Below are 18,778 nucleotides of genomic sequence, written 5' to 3' on the forward strand. Positions count from 1 at the left end.
ATGGTTTGGACATAACTAAGGTAATTTGGGTGAAACAATTTACTAAATTGTCTCTTCCCTTTTTCTTCCCTTCTGTCCATTTTTACTTGACTACGTACAGTAATCCCATGGCTTATTGTCTTAATCAATACCAAACCTTCAACTCTTCTTAACACCCTGATTAATAGTAATTGAAGAATGGTTGTTCCCTTGATTGGAGATATTATTATCCCCTTTGACATCCATCGTGTTGATTATCTGCCTATTCTCTGTTCTTTTCTCTTCATCAGATGGTCTACTGAGTTCAACAAATCCATTAGCTATTAACTTTTCTAACTGCTGTCCAAACCTTAGTTGCAGTTCTTCAACGTTTTTATAAATAGTAGGAAAATGCCCTAGTTGATCAAGCTTATCTCTAAAGGACCATAGGCTGTTCAGATCTTCTCTGTTAGCACTAACATTGCTGATCTGAGCATCCCTGAAGTAAGTGAAAATGAAAGGTTTATTTGTTGCTTTGAACTCTTTGAAGGCTATTTCAAACTCTTCTTCTGTATATTTACCAACCTTAGTACAGAAAAGCATAATGAAAATATCGCACTCCCTAATGGCTTTATTGTACTCGTCCTGCAATCTTGTTTGAGATACAGCATCTAAAAAATCCTCCCATATTTCTAATACTAGAAAGACCCCTTTTTCATGTAACACCTTATTTTCTCTATTGATAAATATCTCGAATTGCTGTCTGTCATCTTTTAGCTCAGAAGACGAGGCTAAGAATATTCTTCTCTTTTCCATCATAAATTTTCCTTTTGTGAAGCTAGCCCAACTTTAACATGTGCATAAGTATTAATAATTAGTTCTATATAAGGATGCTCCTTGGGTAGTACCTTTCTAACAATAGACAGAGCTTTCGATATAAGCTCATTTGCTTCTTCAAATTGCCCTAAATATTGAAGTGCCAGAGCTAGATTGTTATAGCTAATAGCAGTAGAAGGATGAAGAAGCCCAAAGTTCTTTTCATCTGACAACATAACCTTTTCTAGCAGCTCTCTTGCCTGTTCGTATTTACCTAGGTCTATCAATACCAGAGCTAAATTATTGTAACAATTCGTAGTAGAAGGATGATTCTGACCAAAGATCTTCTCATTAGATTGTACAGCCTTTACCAATAGATCTCTTGCCTGCTGATAATCGTCCAACTCTTGAAGTACTAGGGCAAGGTTAGAATAACTAATAGCAGTAGAAGGATGATCTGGACCAAAGTTCTTCTCATCTGATGACACTGCTCTTGCCAGCAGTTCTCTTGCTTGTTCATATTCACCCAGTTCTTTGAGTACTAGTCCAAGATTGCAATAACAAATAGCGGTGGAAGGATGATCTAGCCCTAAATTCCTGTCATACAATTGAACAGCCTTTACCAATAGTTCTCTTGCTTGTTCATACTCACCCAGATCCTTGAGCACCAAGGCAAGGTTAGAATAATTAATAGCGATAGAAGGATGATCTGGCCCAAAGTTCTTCTCATCTGATGACACTGCTCTTGCCAGCAATTCCCTTGCTTGTTCATATTCACCCAGATCCTTGAGCACTAAGGCAAGGTTTGAGTAGCTTCTTGAAGTAGAAGGATGATCTGGACCAAAGTTCTTCTCATCTGATGATACTGCTCTTGCCAGCAGTTCTCTTGCCCGTTCGCACTCGCCTAGTTCCCATAGCACCATAGCAAAGTTTGAGTAGCTTCTTGAAGTAGCAGGATGATCCTCACCATAGTTCTTCACGTTAGCATGCAAGGCTTTTTCATTGAAATATTTAGCTGCTTTATAATCTCCTAGGTCTTGAAGTATTATGCCCAAATTTGAGTAGTTTTCGGCGGTAAAAGGGTGGTTCTCACCAAAGCGTCCCTCATCTATTAGAAGAGCTCTTTCTACATAATATTTTGCCTTTTCATACTCACCTAGCTCTCGTAACACCATCGCAAGGTTAGAGTAGTCCACTGAAGTGAAAGGATGATCTATACCATAAAGTTTCTCTTCTAAGTGTACTGCATCTTCAAGTAGTTTTCGAGCTTTTCCATATTCGCCAAGGTCTTGAAGTACTAAACCTAAGTTAGAGTAGGTCCTTATTAAAATAGGATCATCTTGTTTTAAATTTTCCTCCCCTTTAAGTACAGCTACTTCTAATAGTGCTTTTGCCTCAGCATATTCGCCTAACTGTTTATGTACTAAGGCTAAATTGTTATATATTTTTAATGTGCTAGTATGATCTTCACCAAAGTTATATGTGAAAAACCATTTTGCTTTTTCCAATAGATCCTTTGCCTCCATATATTGGCCTAGCATGCGCAAAGTTATGGCAAGGCTATTCTGAAGCTCTGCTATCTTATCAGAATGAATAGAAGTAAAGTTATTTAATACAGTTTTTCCATAAACGATCCAACCAAACTTGTCAACAGGATTATCTTTGGTTCGGTCTAAATCTAACTCCTTTGTAAGAACCTCAATGAGTACTCTAACATCATCAATACTTACTGGCTGTACTTTTCTTATTGCCTCTGCTATAATTCGGTGCATCTTATAGCTGTCCGTGGTGCTGTTGTACAAGATCCATCCTTTCTGTACTAATCCATAAAGAGTCTCTGCAAACACATCTTTATAGGGACTCTGCTTGTCGATTAACAGTACTTCTAATAAGTTATATGTGTGAAAGTCTAACGGTAGGCAAGTGAACTGCTTCAACAACCAAAGTTCAGCTACGTTTAGCTTACTTAAACTAAATGCAGTGCTCAGATAGGAACCTACTTTTTCTATTTTTTCTTGTTGTCTATTATGTGCTACTTCTACGTTAGCTCTTAAATCATCTTTAATGGCCTGTTTCAGTGTTTGCAAATCATACCGCTGTACTTTGGCTATTTTAGCTAAAATCTCAATGGTAAGAGTATGATAATCAACTAGCACTACCAGTTCCTTTATATCCTGATCCGATAGCTTCGTGTATGGATAGTGTTTTTGGAATAACTTGATGGCTTGCTCTTCAGTTAGAAAGTCCAGCGGCATCAGATAGAAGCCTTCTATCTCCTCTCGGGAGGTAGCAAGTAGGTGCCAGTGAGGCTGACTTGGTAGTATTTTCAAGTACTTTCTCAAGGACTGCTCCCCATTGTCAATGATTAGAAGATTAGGACGATCATGTATAGCTTTGAGCCTTCTAATAATGTCTTCAAACAGCTCCTTTGGTTCTAAATTGGCTGTCGAAACTGAGAGGTTTTTAATCAGCCCACTATCGTTAATGAAGTCTGTTTCTATGCTCTCTGAGCTTTGGGTGACCCAGGCAATATGCTTATAGTGGTCGTAGTATTTACTTACATAGACTTGTGCTAAGGTAGTCTTACCGATGCCTCCCATGCCATTCACTACTACTATTCTTCGCTCCTGGCTTAACAGCACATGCAGATCTTCCAATTCCTTCTCCCGGCCAACTATATCTCTGGAGTCTATTTTAGGAATAGTCAGAGTAAGCTCTTTTGGGGGAGTGGTATCTCCTTTCTCCTGAGCTACTTTATCTAATATAGCTTTAAATCCATCTGCAAGTTGTTCTTTGATCTGCAGCAGACTAGCCATCTGAGCTGCATCTAAGGCCTCCAGCTTATGAGTCAGTTGAGGATCATTGATATTAAGTGTGATAGTGCTGTTGTCATTACCCTGTAAAGTAATGTTACCGTCTCCATTAATAGCTACAGCATTAACTGATTCTTCCATATTCAAATCCTAATCTGATGGTCGTAGAGTAAGATATGAGAAAGGTACCTATATTTATTTTATGTAACTGAAAGAATATAAGACAATTCTTTACTTTTTTAACACTAAATAGGTAGATCTGTAGATTCATATTCTAATATAGTATGAGTGGAGTACTATTATAGTATGAGTGGAGTACTATCGATAGGTTTTGTACATCAGAGGGAAGAGTGCAAGGTACAGTAACCAAATAACACAAACGTTATTAAGCCCGCATATGAAATTGTACTAGTTGAGGCTACAGACTGTCATAAGCATGACACTCACGTTGTGTAATATTAATGAAATGTTTCGCAATTGTTCCGCAGTGAAATGCAAAAAGCCCTATAAGTTTTTGACTTACAGGGCTTTACTTTGCTTTGGTAGTAGCGGGAGCTGGACTCGAACCAGCGACCTTTGGGTTATGAGCCCAACGAGCTACCAACTGCTCCATCCCGCGGTGTTGTTGTTGGATTGGACTGCAAACATACGAGAGAGTTTTCAAAAAAACAACTACCTTTGTAAAAATATTTTTCAGTAGCGTTCTCAGTCCTGTTTCTCTCCTTGTTCCCCAACAACCAGGCGGGTTGTTGAGTTCGTCTGATATACACCTAATTATCTTTTTGGAGTAAAATTTCTTTGGTTATGGAAAATAGTTCTGCCACGGACCAACCCGTCAACTTTCGCGCCGGGTTTGTAAGTATTATAGGTAAGCCTAACGTAGGAAAGTCGACCCTGATGAACGTACTGGTAGGGGAGCGACTCTCCATCATTACGTCCAAGGCCCAGACCACCCGCCACCGCATCATGGGTATCCTCAACGGAGAGCACCAGGGTACGCCGTTTCAGCTGATCTACTCCGATACCCCGGGTGTGGTGAAGCCCGCCTACAAACTACACGAGTCCATGATGACCTTCGTAAAGGGATCGCTCGAAGATGCCGACGTGGTCCTGTTTGTGACGGAGATGGGCGAAAAAGCCGCTGACCACGAAGTACTACCCCTGCTCAAACGGGCCGATGCACCCATACTGCTGGTCCTGAACAAGATTGACCTCTCGAACGAGGAGGAGGTAAAGCTGAAAATGGAAGAGTGGCGACAGGTAGTAGATGCGGCGGAGATTATTCCGATATCAGCGCTACATAGTGCCAACATCCAGTCGCTCTTTGAGGTGGTTGTGACGCGGCTACCGATGCACCCGCCTTATTTTGATACCGAAGAACTTACTGACAAGCCTGAACGTTTTTTTGCTTCGGAGATTATCCGCGAGAAGATATTCCTGAACTACCGCCAGGAGATTCCGTACAGCAGTGAGGTAGTAATCACGGAGTTTAAGGAGCGCGATGATATGATCGTGATCCGGGCGGAGATCATCGTGGAGCGCCCGACGCAGAAAGGTATCCTGATCGGGGAGAAGGGCTCGATGCTCAAAAAAGTAGGCGTACAGGCCCGGAAGGATCTGGAAGCTTTCTTTGACAAGAAGGTGTTTCTGGAGCAGTACGTACGGGTGGAGCCCGACTGGCGCAGCAAGGAAAACAAACTGCGGCAGTACGGCTACAACAACAATGATTAAAGAGATACTTACTCTTCCGAAAGAAACAGTAAGTTAGTTACACCCTCCTTGTAGTAGGAGGAATATAATTTTGATAACGAGTGCCGTGAGGGGGAATAGGAGTACTCTTCACTTTTACAACTAATAAAGATGGCAAACATAATTAGTATAGTCGGACGCCCAAACGTGGGCAAGTCGACCCTGTTCAACCGCCTGATCGAGGAACGAAAGGCGATCATGGACAACCAAAGCGGGGTTACCCGCGACCGCCACTACGGCTACGGCGAGTGGATAGGTAAGTATTTTACGGTCATAGATACAGGAGGATATGTAGTAGGTTCGGAGGATATATTCGAAGGAGCTATCCGGGAGCAGGTAGAGCTGGCGATTGAAGAATCGACGGTAATACTGTTTGTGGTAGATACCATGACGGGCCTGACCGAACTGGATAAAGAATTTGCAAATGTATTGCGACGCTACGACAAGCCGGTGTTCCTGGTGGCCAATAAGGTCGAAACGGTGGAACGTCAGCAGTCGGCCGCGGAGTTTTACGAGCTGGGATTGGGCGAAGAGATCTACCCGATATCGGCTCAAAACGGCCATGGCACGGGTGAGTTGCTGGATGACGTAGTGAAGCATTTTGAGGATCCGGGGGTGGAAGATCCCGAAGCGGGTATTCCCCGAATAGCTATTCTGGGACGTCCTAACGTAGGTAAGTCGTCGTTCCTGAACGTACTGACGGGCACCGACCGCAGTATTGTGACCAACATAGCCGGTACCACCCGCGACGCCATTCATACCCACTACAAGGCTTTCGGCCGGGAGTTTATCCTGACTGATACGGCCGGTATCCGTCGCAAGTCCCGCGTGAAGGAAAATATCGAGTTTTACTCCACGCTGCGCTCCGTAAAAGCCATGGAGGACTCGGATGTATGTATTGTGCTGCTTGACGCTACGCTGGGGCTGGAAGGCCAGGATATTACCATCATAGCGCAGGCTATTAAAGCCAAGAAGGGCGTTGTGATCATGGTGAATAAGTGGGACCTGGTAGAGAAAGATTCCAAAACGGCCGATAAGTACAAGAAAGACATCTACGAAAGGCTCGCTACCATGAGCTACATACCGATCATCTTTACGTCGGTACTGGAGAAGCAGCGGATATTCCAGGTGATGGAAAAGGCCATGGAGGTGTACGAGAATAAGACCAAGAAAATCTCTACGTCCAAGCTGAACGAGGTAATGCAGGCGGAGATTGCGAAGTACCCGCCACCGGCCTACCGGGGTAAGTACATCAACATCAAGTACATGATCCAGCTGCCAACGCCTTCACCTACCTTCGTATTTTTCAGCAGCAATCCCAAGCACGTGAAGGAGCCTTACATGCGCTACCTGGAAAACCGGATGCGTGAGCACTTTGACTTTTCGGGAGTACCTATCACGATGTTCTTCCGGGAGAAGTAATAGGGCAGGTGTGTGAGTGGAAGTCACGAATATAATACCGGAGTTGTTCCCCGTTCCTACTATTGGCTGGGGGCGGCTCTGGTACTGGTAGCTGCCTTCTGCTTTGCCTGTAAAGGGGTACTGGTCAAGCTGGCCTACCAGTACCGGATCGATGCCATCTCGCTGGTGGCGTTGCGTATGTTGTTCTCGCTGCCGTTCTACGTAGGAGCCGCCTGGCGGCTATCGCGGCAGCAGACCAATGTCCGGCTTACCCTGCGGCAGTGGGGCTACCTGAGTGGGATGGGTATAGTCGGCTACTACTTTGCCAGCTACTTCAATTTCCTGGGGCTGGTGTACATTACAGCCAGCCTAGAGCGGGTGCTCCTATTTATCTATCCTACCTTCGTGCTGTTGATGGGGGCGTTCTTCTTCGGACGCCGCATCACCCGGCTGCAGTACGGCGCGCTGGCGCTAACGTACCTGGGTATAGTACTGGCTTTTGTGCCCAATATAGAGGCTGGTGAGCAGAAGGATCTTTTCTGGGGTGCGTTCTGGGTGATTGTGAGTGGCATCGTATACGCGGTGTACCTGGTAGGTAGTGATCGCATTATACCGGTGGTAGGCTCGCAGAAGTTTACCTGCTACGCTATGATCGCGGCTACGGTACCTACGGTTGTGCACGCGGTAGTGGAGAATGGTTTTACCCTATTCAGTTTTCCGGCCCCGGTGTACTACATCAGCCTGATCATGGCACTCTTCGTGACGGTACTTCCCACCTTTATGCTGGCCGAAGGAATCAAACGCGTAGGGTCGGGCAATACCTCTATTATTGCCAGCATTGGCCCTATATTCACCATTATACTGGCGACACTAGTGCTGGACGAACAGATTGACCTGCTGCAGATGACAGGTACCTTGCTGGTACTGGCCGGGGTGGTACTGGTTGGGTGGAAGGGGAAGAAATAGCAGAGTTACTGATTCTGCTTCTGGCTTTCCAGGTAAGCAAGGTAGTTTTCGATGATGGCGTAGTCGGCCTCTGCCCAGTCGAGGTCGTACATCTGGTCAGGAGTCAGCCAGCGAATCTCTTCGTGATCGATAAGCTGAATATCGAAGGTCAGTAGCTGACACACAAACGGCACTAGCTGGATTTCGCGCCAGCCGTCGTCGCGTATACTCAGGGGCAGACGAACGCCTATCTCAACCTCCACGTTCAGCTCTTCCAGAATCTCACGATTAAGAGCCTCTTCTTCAGTTTCGTCCTCTTCCAGCTTGCCACCCGGAAACTCCCATTTCAGCGGTAGTGACAGGGTAGCGCTACGCTGGGCAGCCAATACTTTCCCTTCGTGCTCGATTACGGCACAGGGTACTTTTACAACTAACTTTACCGGCATTTCTGAACCTACCATTCCCTTGATTTTCAAGCCGCAAAAGTACGGGTAATATATTTTACTCGTACATTAACTTTTGATAATACCTGAAAAAACCCGTGCCTCGCAGGTATTACCTATAAACAGAGAACGGCAATTTTTATTGTATAAGTGGCTGACGGCAAGGTTACAGCAGGTCTTTTGAGCCGTTATTACGTATTCTGATCGGAATGGATACCTGCTAAAACAGCTCACCATTACGGTACTTAGGCACAACGCCCAGGTGCCGGTAGGCTTTTTCGGTAGCTTCTCGTCCCCGTGCGGTACGCTTCAGGTAACCTTCCTGAATCAGAAACGGCTCGTATACCTCTTCGATGGTCTCGGCTTCTTCGCCGCAGGCCGTAGCAATGGTGGAAAGTCCCACGGGACCGCCCTTGAACTTCTCAATGATGGTGAGCAGGATGCGGTTGTCCATCTCGTCCAGGCCATTCTGATCTACGTCCAGCGCCGACAGGGCCATCTCGGCGATGGCTACGGTAATATGCCCCTTGCCTTTGACCTGGGCGAAGTCGCGGGTGCGGCGCAGCAGGTTGTTGGCAATACGCGGGGTACCGCGGCTCCGGCGGGCTATTTCATAAGAAGCTTCCTCATCGATGGGAGTACCCAGAATGGAAGCCGAGCGGCGCACGATAGAAGCCAGCAGTTTGGCGTCGTAATACTCCAGGCGGGCGTTGATCCCGAAACGCGCCCGCAGGGGCGACGTAAGCAGGCCAGCCCGGGTAGTAGCGCCTACCAGTGTAAAAGGGTTGAGGCCGATCTGAACGCTGCGGGCGTTGGGGCCGCTGTCCAGCAGGATATCAATCTTATAGTCCTCCATGGCCGAGTAGAGGTACTCTTCTACGATCGGGTTGAGGCGGTGAATCTCGTCAATAAACAGCACGTCGTACTGCTGCAGGTTGGTCAGGAGGCCGGCCAGGTCGCTGGGCTTGTCCAGTACGGGGCCCGACGTAATTTTAAGATTAGCGCCCAGCTCGTTGGCCACGATATGCGAGAGGGTGGTCTTACCCAGTCCCGGAGGTCCGTGCAGCAGCACGTGGTCAAGTGCCTCACCCCGCTGGCGCGCCGCCTGAACGAATATCTTCAGGTTGGCCAATACTTTATCCTGTCCCGTAAAGTCCTCGAACGAAAGCGGCCGTAAGGCCCGTTCGATTTCTTTTTCAGTATTGGAAAGCTGTTCTTTATCTCCGGTCAAGTAATCTTTGCGCATGGGGTGTCGGTAACTAAGTACCCTTTCCGGCCGTGGCCGGAAAGGGTATATATGATAGGGTCAAAAATACGGATTTTTAAACGGAAAACCGCACCTTAGCGAATGACCATGACCGAACCACGTACCACCGTAGGTCGGCGGTCGGGGTAGTCCTCACTGCCATAGCTCACTACGTAGGCGTAGCTGCCCGGCTGTACTTTGGTACCCCGGTAGGTACCGTCCCACTTCTGCTCTATGCTATCCGTAGCAAAGATTACTTCGCCCCAGCGGTTGTAGATCTTGAGGTTGAAGTCCCGGAAGTACAGGCCAAATACATCCAGGTAGTCATTGGAGCCGTCGCCATTGGGGGTGAAGGCATCCGGAATGTACAGACGCGGTTCGCACCGGTCCACTACCACAGTTGTTTTCTCCGTCGCACAGCCCTCCGGATTAGTCACTACTACCAGGTACTGGCCGATCTGGCTCACCGTAACGCTTGAGGTAGTATCTGATGAATGTGGCCACAGGTACGAGAGATTGTTCCGGCCGTTGGCCTGTAGCTTCACTACACCTCCCTGATCCACGCAGAGCGGGAACTCCGGTGCCAGATCAACGGTAGGAGGAGCCGTCGAACGAATCACGATCTCATCGCTACCTTCACAGCCATTTTCGGCATTGCGAACGGTGAGGGTATAGGTACCATCCTGCTCTACAACGATACCTGGGGTAGTAGCTCCGGTGCTCCATAGATACTGGTTGCCGGGGAAGTTAACCGCCAGCGGAATCAGCTGTACCGTATCACCAATGCACCGGCCCCGGTCCGGACCCAGGCGGGCCAGGTTGTCCTTGTCAAGCCCTACTACAATACCCGTGAGGGTAAAGGTACAACCACCGGCGTCGGATGTCTCGAGGCTGTACGTGCCGGGTACTAGGTTGGTAGCCGTAGCATTGCTACTTACTACCTGCCCGGTGCTGCTGAGCCAGCGATAGGTAGTAGGTTGGCCTCCGGTTATGTTGAGGGCAATGGAGCCCGAATCCGGCTGGGTACAGGCGGCATTGTCTACCACTGCGGACATACGCAGCGGATTAGCCGCCGACCTGAGGGCAAAGGTTGTATCAGTCGTGCAGGCCTCTAAGCTACCACTTACGCGCAGCATATAGGAGCCTTCGCGTAGGCCGGTTAGTACAGGATCGCTACCCAGTGGCGTTTTGTCCGGCCGGGTCCAGGTGTAGATGTACGTACCTCCCGGACTAATGGATGTGACTTCTATGGCTCCGTCGGCGGAGGTACAGGTCGTGGGTGGTAGCAGGTCTGCCGCGATGCGGGCCCGGGGGCGGGCCACTACCTGCAGCGTGTCCTCGTTGTAGCAGTCGTTGCCATTCTTTACCTCTACGAAGTAGATGCCGGGCTGACGAACGGTAATGTCACGGGTAGTTGCGCCGGTATTCCACTTGAACTCGCGCCAGGTCTGGCCGGGAGCCGTAATGACAATAGAGCTATCATTACACATGGTGGTATCAGGACCCAGTGAGAAAGCCGGAGGACGACGGATGGTCATCTCCAGCGTATCGGCCTGGAAACATACCCCCTGCGGGCCATTGGCCGCGATAGCTACGTACTGACCGGTAGCGGTGGCCTTCAGTACTTTCTCGCGGCTGATGGGGCGACCGTTGTACAGCCATACAAACAGTTCTGCATTTACATTGGAGTTCAGTTCCACGCTGTTGCGGCATACATCCTGGTCTGGTCCCAGATCAATCGGGTCGGGAGTAGCATAGATCTCTACCTGCTGCGTAAAGGTGGTGTCCTTACAGCGGTTGATGGCGCGTAGCGTTACGGTATAGATACCCGGGTTCTGGTAGGTATGCTGTACCTGGGTTTGCTTGCCTGCCACGGGCGCGCTGCCGTCTCCAAAGTTCCAGGTGTACATATCCTCAATGGGCTGACAGAGCGGGCTGGCCTGGAACATCGTAGGGGCGCCCGTACAAAAGCCATCAGCCTGGAAGCCGGGGCCATCCTGCTGCTGCGTGAAGTTCTGCACGAGGCTCGGCAGACCCAACTGGCTCTTTTTACCTCCCAGACTAACGCCTTCTGGATCAAAGTCTACGGCATTAGCCGAGTTCTGATCCGGATTATTGATAACCCCCAGGTATTCGCTTCCCTCAATGGCCAAATAGATTCGGCCATCGGGCCCCGCCTGTAAGGCCCCGTACTTCTGCGTTTGTGAACTGTCTATCGTGATTCGGGACTCGGCTATAAGGGCGGAGTCCCCCAGACTTATATCGTACTGGACCAGTACCGAAGCTGTATCCTTTCCATTCCCGCTGAACGAGACGTACAGCTTCTCCCCGTCGGGCGAAAACTCCACCCCGTAGGCTTTGGGAGGGGCAGGCCCCAGGTTAATCGTTCGTTCGTATTCAAGTTGCCCCGTGGAGTCCGAGAAGGTAAATAGCTCGACGTAGTTCTGGGGCGGACCGGGTACTACTACGGCCAGCCGTCGCTTGCCCGAGGTACTATCCACAGGCGAAAACTTCATATACCCTTCCCCCTTTTCCGGCGTATCGTGCGCCATACCCAGCGGGTAGGTACCGGTTTCGGTAAGGCCGCCGGTAGTAGCGTGGAATACACGGAAGATGTTGTTGCCGTAGTCGTGGGTAATGACCCAGTAGGTACTGTCGGCATCGTTACGCACCGAAGCCAGGCGTTCCGTAGTAGTCTGTTGAAGCACACTATTCTGCTCTACCACGGCTCCATTGCCATTATTGCGGCGCATATCTACCACGCTGGTGGTAAGTAGCTTGGTGGTATCGTTGATATCCGTAGTTGTAAATACCGTGTAGAGGTAGTCACAGCCCCGGCAGGTTGGCTGCGGTACGATCAGGGCCGATTGGGTCGACTGTTTACTTCCCTTCAACGTCTGGCAACTATCCGCCAGACACGGCATCTCGTTCCCTTCCTTATCAAAGATTTTTATACCATCCGTATAAAAGAGGAGCTGCCCCTTGGAGTTGGCAATAGATGAAGTACCCTCGGGTGTATTAAGCTTACCGTCCGTAATGGCCTGGGGGGCTCCGTTGGAAAAATCAAGACCCGCGTTAGAACCAAAGAACCACTTGGCCCCCTCCTGCCCCGACTGCTCAAGACAGACCTTCACATTGACCCGGTCCTGTATCTTACATCCATTGGGCAGGATTACTTCTACCGAATAACAACCTGAACTGTCTATTTCCAGCGTCTGCGTAGTGTCTCCCTTGGGGTACCAGATAAACTTGGCTCCGGCGGGGGCACCACCGTTTGGATAAGGATCCAACGTGATGGTCTCACCGGGACAGATGGTTGTATCGGGCTTCCAGTTCTGGAATGAAGGAGGAAGTTCACCGATTTGTACCTGCATGCTTACACTATCCTTGCTGCCATTCTGCAAGGTTCTTACCAGGCTTACCTGATAGGTGCTTGGCATCGAATAAGAGTGCTGTGGGTTGCGACGGGTAGAGGTGTTATTATCCCCGCTATTAGGATCACCAAAGTTCCACTGCCACGCTACCGCCGTTTTCAACGTATCGCTGAACGAGGTAGAGTCGTCGGCGCAATTGGGGTTAGCCATACACTGGCCTTTGACCACAAAAGGAGTTTGAGCCTTTGCGAGGTTACCACACAAGAGCAGTCCAAAACATACAATCCAAAAAAAGTTGCTGTAAAAATTATGTATCCACTTCATGTTTTCGTTACATACTCAAAACCACCTACCTATGAAACTGCTCTTAACTGAACTTCTGTTAATTTTAACGAAAATAAATTTCTAAAATTTTGTGAGGTGTTTGCACTATTAGTTCTCCTTCTGAATCTTTAGTACGTAAAGTCAACCTAATTTGTGAATATTTTTTATAATTTTTGTCTTGATTGAAATTGCGGCAGATTAATTGTGGTGTTTATTGATTTTAAGCTTTATGATAAAGAGATTACTACTTCTTATAACATTGACCCTAAGTGTGCTGGAAGGTTGGAGTCAGGATCCGCAATTTTCTCAGTTTTACGCTAATCCGCTCTACCTGAACCCCGCTATGGCAGGTAGTGCACTGGCGCCCAGAGCTACGGTTAATTATCGGAATCAGTGGCCGGCCCTATCGGCCAACTTTGTGACCAGCTCGTTCGGAGCCGATATGCATTTGTCAAGTATCAATAGTGGAGTAGGGGTGCTGGTAACCATGGATAGCCAGGGTATGGGCAACCTGAAATCAACTGAGGTGGCGGCTCAGTACTCGTATCAGCTCCGGCTCAACGAAGCTACCTATGTGCGTATGGGCTTACAGGGGGCTTATGCTACCCGTACGCTTGACTACTTTGGACTTACCTTCGGCGACCAGTACTCCAACCAGGGCTATACCGGCAATCCTACCGGCGAGCCCCTGGTGCAGAACGGTATTCCGCAGGTATCCTATGCCGACTTCTCGTCCGGTGCCATTATGTACTCTGACTGGTACTGGGCAGGACTATCGGTACACCACATGAACCGGCCCAACCAGGCATTCTCCAATCTGGAAATCGCGCGTCTGCCGATGAAAACCAGCTTCCACGCCGGACTTCGTATTCCGTTTGCCGGCTATACCTACCTGGGTAACGAAATAGACCGCGAGAAGACGATTTCTCCTGCTATTATGTACAAGTCCCAAGGCAAGTTTGACCAGTTTGACGCCGGTCTCTACGTTACCTATGCTCCGCTGGTAGTCGGTGCCTGGTACCGGGGGATTCCGGTAAAGAAGTACGCCGAGAATATCAACAACCACGAATCTTTCATTGTTTTGGCCGGATTCCGTCAGGACAAGTTTTCGATCGGCTATAGCTACGATGCTACCATTTCGACGCTGGGATTCGGAAGCGGCGGCGCCCACGAAATATCACTGTCTTACCTGTTTGACGAGATAACACCCAAGAATAAGCGCTTCCGCCGAAAGGACAAGCAGCTATCCTGTCCTAAGTTTTAATGAGTGGACGGCTTTGCCTTGCTTGAGGGAATTCTAAAAAGTAGCCTATTTTTGTATGAGTAAATAGAGGTGCCGCTGTGACTTCTATTTACTCTTTTTTATTTTATCATTTATCTCATCGTTATGTTGAAGTACATTAGTTTATTCGCTGTATTGTTTGCACTTTTCCAACTAAGTGCGCCTGCCAGCGCTAGTGCCCCGAAGCGTGAGTTTTACGAGATCCGGATTTACCACGTCACCGGAAAGGCACAGGAAGAGCGTATGGAAAACTACCTTAAGAACGCGTATCTGCCCGCTCTGCACCGCGCCGGTATCAAGAGTGTAGGTGTATTCAAACCCGTCGAATCCGATACCACTTTTGGTAAGCGCATCTACGTGTTAACGCCCCTGAAGTCGCTGGACCAGCTGGCTAAGCTCCCGCAAACGCTCAATAAGGACAAAGCGTATCAGACGGCCGGCAAAGACTACATTGACTCTGAGTTTAAAGATCCGGCCTACGCACGCTACGAGACTATCATCATGCAGGCCTTTGCGGGTATGCCTCAGCATCAGAAGCCAGCGCTCGACGGCCCACGCAGCGAGCGCGTGTACGAGTTGCGCAGCTACGAGAGCCCTTCGGAGAAGCGCTACCTCAACAAAGTAAAGATGTTCAACACCGGTGGTGAGATCGGCATTTTCAACAAGCTGGGCTTCAACGCGGTATTCTACGGTGAGGTGCTGTCGGGCCGTCGTATGCCTAACCTGATGTATATGACTACCTTTGCCAACAAAGCTTCTCGCGATGAGCATTGGAAGGCTTTCAGCAACGATCCTGATTGGGGTAAGCTGAAAGACGTAGCCGAATACAAGGATAATATGAACAAGCTGGAGATGTTCTTTCTGCGCCCAACGGAGTATTCAGATATTTAATATTGGGCTTAGGCAGCTACTACCATAAAGAGCGGGCTCTGGTACTATACCGGAGCCCGCTCTTTTACTTTTAATTCTTATCTGCCCTTATACTACATCAAGTACGTAGGGAGCACGGTACTTGCGGGTAAGCATGGCGTTGGCTTCCTTATCGCCTACAAATTTCTCCGTCTTGGGGTCGAAGGTAAGGGCTCGGCCGGTACGGTAGGCGATGTTACCCAGGTGTGCCAGCCCCGACGACAGGTGAGCCGTTTCGACCGGACCGTTCAATATAGACGAGTCACGGGCTACTACAGCGTCAATAAAGTTTTTGTAGTGATCGCCGCCGGCTTTGCGGGTAGGTCCGAGCTTGCGTTCGCGGCCCAGGAAGGTTTCGTAGAAGTCATAGCCTTTTACGATCATGTACCCCTCGCTGCCGTAGAATATATTACCGATATCTACGCCGTCTTCCTTGTTGGTCATCCAGGGGCGTACCTCAAACTCAATGATCTTTTTTTCCTTAGGATAAATATAGGTAGATGATAGTACCTCCGGGGTCTCCTGGCAGTCATCCCACAGGAACTTACCACCCGCCGAAGTAATCTTCTCGGGGAAGGTATCTACGCCCAGTCCCCACATACATAGGTCCGTTTCGTGAATGCCCTGGTTACCAATGTCGCCGTTGCCGTAGTTCCAGTTCCAGTGCCAGTTGTAATGTACATAGTTGCGGGAGAAGGGCTTCATCTCGGCCGGCCCGGTCCACAGATCGTAGTTCAGGCCTTCGGGTACAGGCTCGGTACCTTTATTGCCGATGTCCGGACGCCACTTGTACACCAGGCCGCGCGCCATATACACGTTGCCGATCAGGCCGTCGCGCAGGTGCTTTACGGCCTCTTTCATCGCCTCCGAACTGCGTAGCTGCACGCCGTGCTGTACAATACGATTGTATTTTCTGGCGGCATCTATCATCTTACGGCCTTCGGCGAAGTTATGCGAGCCGGGCTTCTCCACGTACACATCCTTGCCAGCCTGGCAGGCCCATATGGTAGCCAGCGCGTGCCAGTGGTTGGGGGTGGCAATACTCACGACATCGATGGATTTATCTTCCATGACCCGGCGCAGGTCCTGTTCGGTCTTGACCTTCTTGCCCGACTTAGCCTCAAAGTCCTGTGCAACCTTCTGCAGTACATTGTTGTCAGGATCACAGAAGGTAGCCAGTTCAACGTTACTCAGATTTGAGTAGCCACTGATGTGATTCTTTCCACGGCCATTGAGGCCCAGTACCGCTACCCGTACTTTGTCATTGGCTCCAAAGGCACTGGACGGGATAATGGTAGGAATGGTAAGAGCGGCAGCCGCTCCGGCGGAATTTTTGATAAAGTCCCTCCGGGATAAGTGGTCAAGATGTTTCATAAGGCAAGGGGTATAGGATAAAATGGTGAAGTTTTGCGCTATTTCTTATAAGACGACAACCCCGAGATAACTACCTTATTTATAAGGAAAAATAAAACTACCTGTATAAAAAAAGCGGGGCCTGGATGTCCAGGCCCCGCTTTTAGCACAATATATTTATCTACACGCTGATGCCATGTCCTACCATAGCACGTACGGCGTTGGCAATACCCTCGGGATCAAAGCCACACTCGTGGTGCAGCTCGATCTGCTCACCGTGCTCTACAAGACGATCCGGGATACCCAGGCGCTTGATTCGGGAAGTATAGTCGTGATCGGTCATAAACTCCACTACCGCACTACCAAAGCCACCCTGTAAGCAACCGTCTTCTACCGTAATCACGCGGTCAAACTTATTGAATACCTCGTGAAGCATCGCTTCGTCCAGCGGCTTTACAAAGCGCATATCGTAGTGAGCTACGCTGAGGCCTTCTTTGGCGAGTGTATCACACACTTCTACGGCATAGTTACCAATGTGGCCGATGGTCAGAATGGCGATGTCCTCACCGTCCCGAACCTTACGTCCCTGACCAATCTGAATTTCTTCCAGCGAGGTACGCCACTGCGGCATCACACCCTGTCCCCGTGGGTAGCGGATGGTGAAGGCCTGCGTTCCCTGCTGAATCTTGTCCAGTTGGGCTGTATACATTAGGTTGCGTAGTTCCTGCTCGTTCATTGGAGCCGCTACAATCATGTTCGGAATGCAACGCATATAAGCTATGTCGTAAGCTCCGTGGTGCGTAGCACCGTCAGCTCCCGCAAAACCGGCCCGGTCGAGGCAGAAGATAACGGGTAGCTCCTGTATACATACATCGTGGATCACCTGGTCGTAAGCACGCTGCATGAAGGTAGAGTAGATGTTGCAATACACTACCTCGCCGCGCGTGGCCATACCTGCCGAGAACGTCACCGCGTGCTGCTCAGCAATACCTACATCGAAGGCGCGCTCGGGCATAGCCTTCATCATGATATTCATGGATGAGCCTGACGGCATGGCGGGAGTTACCCCTACGATGCGCGGGTTCTGCTCGGCCAGCTCCACCAGCGTGTGTCCAAATACATCCTGGTACTTAGGAGCCTGTGGCGTGTCGTATACTTTCTTCTGGATTTCGCCGGTTACTTTATCAAACAGACCCGGAGCGTGCCACTTGGTCTGATCCTTCTCGGCGGGGCCGTAGCCTTTGCCTTTGACGGTAACACAATGCAGGATCTTAGGGCCGGGTATATCTTTCAGATCATTCAGTACAGCAGTCAGGTGGTCAATATCGTGGCCGTCAATAGGGCCAAAATAGCGTAGTCCCAATGACTCAAACAGGTTGCTTTGTCGCAGCAGGGCGCTTTTCATAGCGGTCTCTACCTTGGATACGATCTCCTGCGCACTCTTACCGAAGGTACTCATCTTACCCAGCAGGTTCCATACCTCATCGCGTACTTTGTTGTAGGTATGCGAAGTGGTAATATCCGTCAGGTACTCCTTCAGGGCTCCTACGTTGGGGTCAATGGCCATGCAGTTATCGTTGAGGATAATCAGCAGGTTGGAGTCCGTAGAGCCGGCGTGGTTCATGCCCTCAAAGGCGAGTCCGGCGGTCATGGAGCCGTCCCCTATTACGGCTATGTGCTGGCGCTGAGGGTTCTTTTCGAGTGAGGAAGCTACGGCCATACCCAGTGCGGCCGAGATAGACGTAGACGAATGACCTACGCCAAAGGTATCGTAGGGGCTCTCCTTACGCTTAGGAAAGCCCGACAGGCCCCCGTAAATACGGTTGGTCTTGAAGTTATCTCTCCGGCCGGTCAGGATCTTATGGCCATAGGCCTGGTGTCCCACGTCCCATACCAGCTGGTCGTCGGGAGTATTGAATATATAGTGTAAGGCAACGGTAAGTTCTACTACTCCCAGACTGGCTCCAAAATGCCCACCGTAGACCGAAACATTGTCAATGATATATTGTCGAAGTTCATTACAAACCTGGGGTAGTTGGGTACGGTCCAGCTTACGTAAATCTTCGGGGGAGTCAATACCTGCCAGTAATTTTCCAGGCGTAATGAGCATACCTCTTATATAATTGGTTATCAACTGTGTGATTTAACTATTGCTAGTTAAAAAG

At 49.1% G+C, this 18,778-nt stretch carries 12 protein-coding genes and 1 tRNA gene; 5 read left to right on the forward strand and 8 right to left on the reverse strand.

The window, feature by feature from the left end:
- Positions 1 to 138: 138 nt before the first annotated feature.
- The 3 genes from JTN23_RS03150 to JTN23_RS03160 form a co-directional block, all read right to left on the reverse strand.
- Complete coding sequence (locus JTN23_RS03150) at positions 139 to 777, reverse strand: toll/interleukin-1 receptor domain-containing protein (protein ID WP_247232339.1); 639 nt, start codon at positions 775 to 777, stop codon at positions 139 to 141.
- Complete coding sequence (locus JTN23_RS03155; protein ID WP_247232340.1) at positions 774 to 3,728, reverse strand: tetratricopeptide repeat protein; 2,955 nt, start codon at positions 3,726 to 3,728, stop codon at positions 774 to 776. Before JTN23_RS03155 ends, JTN23_RS03150 begins: the two co-directional genes overlap by 4 nt.
- Before the next feature lie 405 nt (positions 3,729 to 4,133).
- Positions 4,134 to 4,206, reverse strand: a tRNA-Met gene (locus JTN23_RS03160).
- 185 nt (positions 4,207 to 4,391) lie between these two features.
- On the opposite strand from JTN23_RS03160, the gene era reads away from it, so the two are divergent.
- The 3 genes from era (at position 4,392) to JTN23_RS03175 (ending at position 7,703) form a co-directional block, all read left to right on the forward strand.
- On the forward strand, positions 4,392 to 5,318 hold the full coding sequence (gene era / locus JTN23_RS03165; protein WP_247232341.1) for a GTPase Era: 927 nt from the start codon (positions 4,392 to 4,394) through the stop codon (positions 5,316 to 5,318).
- A 129-nt stretch (positions 5,319 to 5,447) separates the two neighbouring features.
- Positions 5,448 to 6,758 carry a ribosome biogenesis GTPase Der gene (gene der, locus JTN23_RS03170; RefSeq protein ID WP_247232342.1) on the forward strand — a complete coding sequence of 437 codons (1,311 nt, stop codon included), beginning with the start codon at positions 5,448 to 5,450 and terminating at the stop codon, positions 6,756 to 6,758.
- Between the two features lie 12 nt (positions 6,759 to 6,770).
- Complete coding sequence (locus JTN23_RS03175) at positions 6,771 to 7,703, forward strand: DMT family transporter (protein ID WP_247232343.1); 933 nt, start codon at positions 6,771 to 6,773, stop codon at positions 7,701 to 7,703.
- 5 nt (positions 7,704 to 7,708) lie between these two features.
- Here the strand turns inward: JTN23_RS03175 and JTN23_RS03180 are convergent, their stop codons facing one another.
- The 3 genes from JTN23_RS03180 to JTN23_RS03190 form a co-directional block, all read right to left on the reverse strand.
- A complete protein-coding gene (locus JTN23_RS03180; protein ID WP_247232344.1) occupies positions 7,709 to 8,158 on the reverse strand; it encodes a (deoxy)nucleoside triphosphate pyrophosphohydrolase in 450 nt (149 codons plus the stop codon).
- Between the two features lie 187 nt (positions 8,159 to 8,345).
- Complete coding sequence (gene ruvB / locus JTN23_RS03185) at positions 8,346 to 9,371, reverse strand: Holliday junction branch migration DNA helicase RuvB (protein ID WP_247232346.1); 1,026 nt, start codon at positions 9,369 to 9,371, stop codon at positions 8,346 to 8,348.
- 95 nt (positions 9,372 to 9,466) lie between these two features.
- On the reverse strand, positions 9,467 to 12,955 hold the full coding sequence (locus tag JTN23_RS03190; RefSeq protein ID WP_247232348.1) for a PKD domain-containing protein: 3,489 nt from the start codon (positions 12,953 to 12,955) through the stop codon (positions 9,467 to 9,469).
- A gap of 343 nt (positions 12,956 to 13,298) precedes the next feature.
- On the opposite strand from JTN23_RS03190, the gene JTN23_RS03195 reads away from it, so the two are divergent.
- Positions 13,299 to 14,333 carry a PorP/SprF family type IX secretion system membrane protein gene (locus tag JTN23_RS03195; RefSeq protein ID WP_247232350.1) on the forward strand — a complete coding sequence of 345 codons (1,035 nt, stop codon included), beginning with the start codon at positions 13,299 to 13,301 and terminating at the stop codon, positions 14,331 to 14,333.
- 153 nt (positions 14,334 to 14,486) lie between these two features.
- The gene (locus JTN23_RS03200; protein ID WP_247232351.1) at positions 14,487 to 15,242 is read left to right on the forward strand and encodes an NIPSNAP family protein; all 756 of its coding nucleotides are present in this window, start codon (positions 14,487 to 14,489) and stop codon (positions 15,240 to 15,242) included.
- A gap of 87 nt (positions 15,243 to 15,329) precedes the next feature.
- Here the strand turns inward: JTN23_RS03200 and JTN23_RS03205 are convergent, their stop codons facing one another.
- Together JTN23_RS03205 and dxs are read right to left on the reverse strand one after the other, a co-directional pair.
- The gene (locus JTN23_RS03205) at positions 15,330 to 16,634 is read right to left on the reverse strand and encodes a Gfo/Idh/MocA family oxidoreductase (protein WP_247232353.1); all 1,305 of its coding nucleotides are present in this window, start codon (positions 16,632 to 16,634) and stop codon (positions 15,330 to 15,332) included.
- A gap of 160 nt (positions 16,635 to 16,794) precedes the next feature.
- Positions 16,795 to 18,723: a 1-deoxy-D-xylulose-5-phosphate synthase gene (dxs, locus tag JTN23_RS03210; RefSeq protein ID WP_247232355.1), complete on the reverse strand. Its 1,929-nt coding sequence runs from the start codon at positions 18,721 to 18,723 to the stop codon at positions 16,795 to 16,797.
- Between the last annotated feature and the right edge of the window lie 55 nt (positions 18,724 to 18,778).

This window comes from Telluribacter roseus, assembly GCF_017355915.2.
In the GTDB taxonomy this organism is placed as follows: Bacteria; Bacteroidota; Bacteroidia; order Cytophagales; family Spirosomataceae; genus Telluribacter.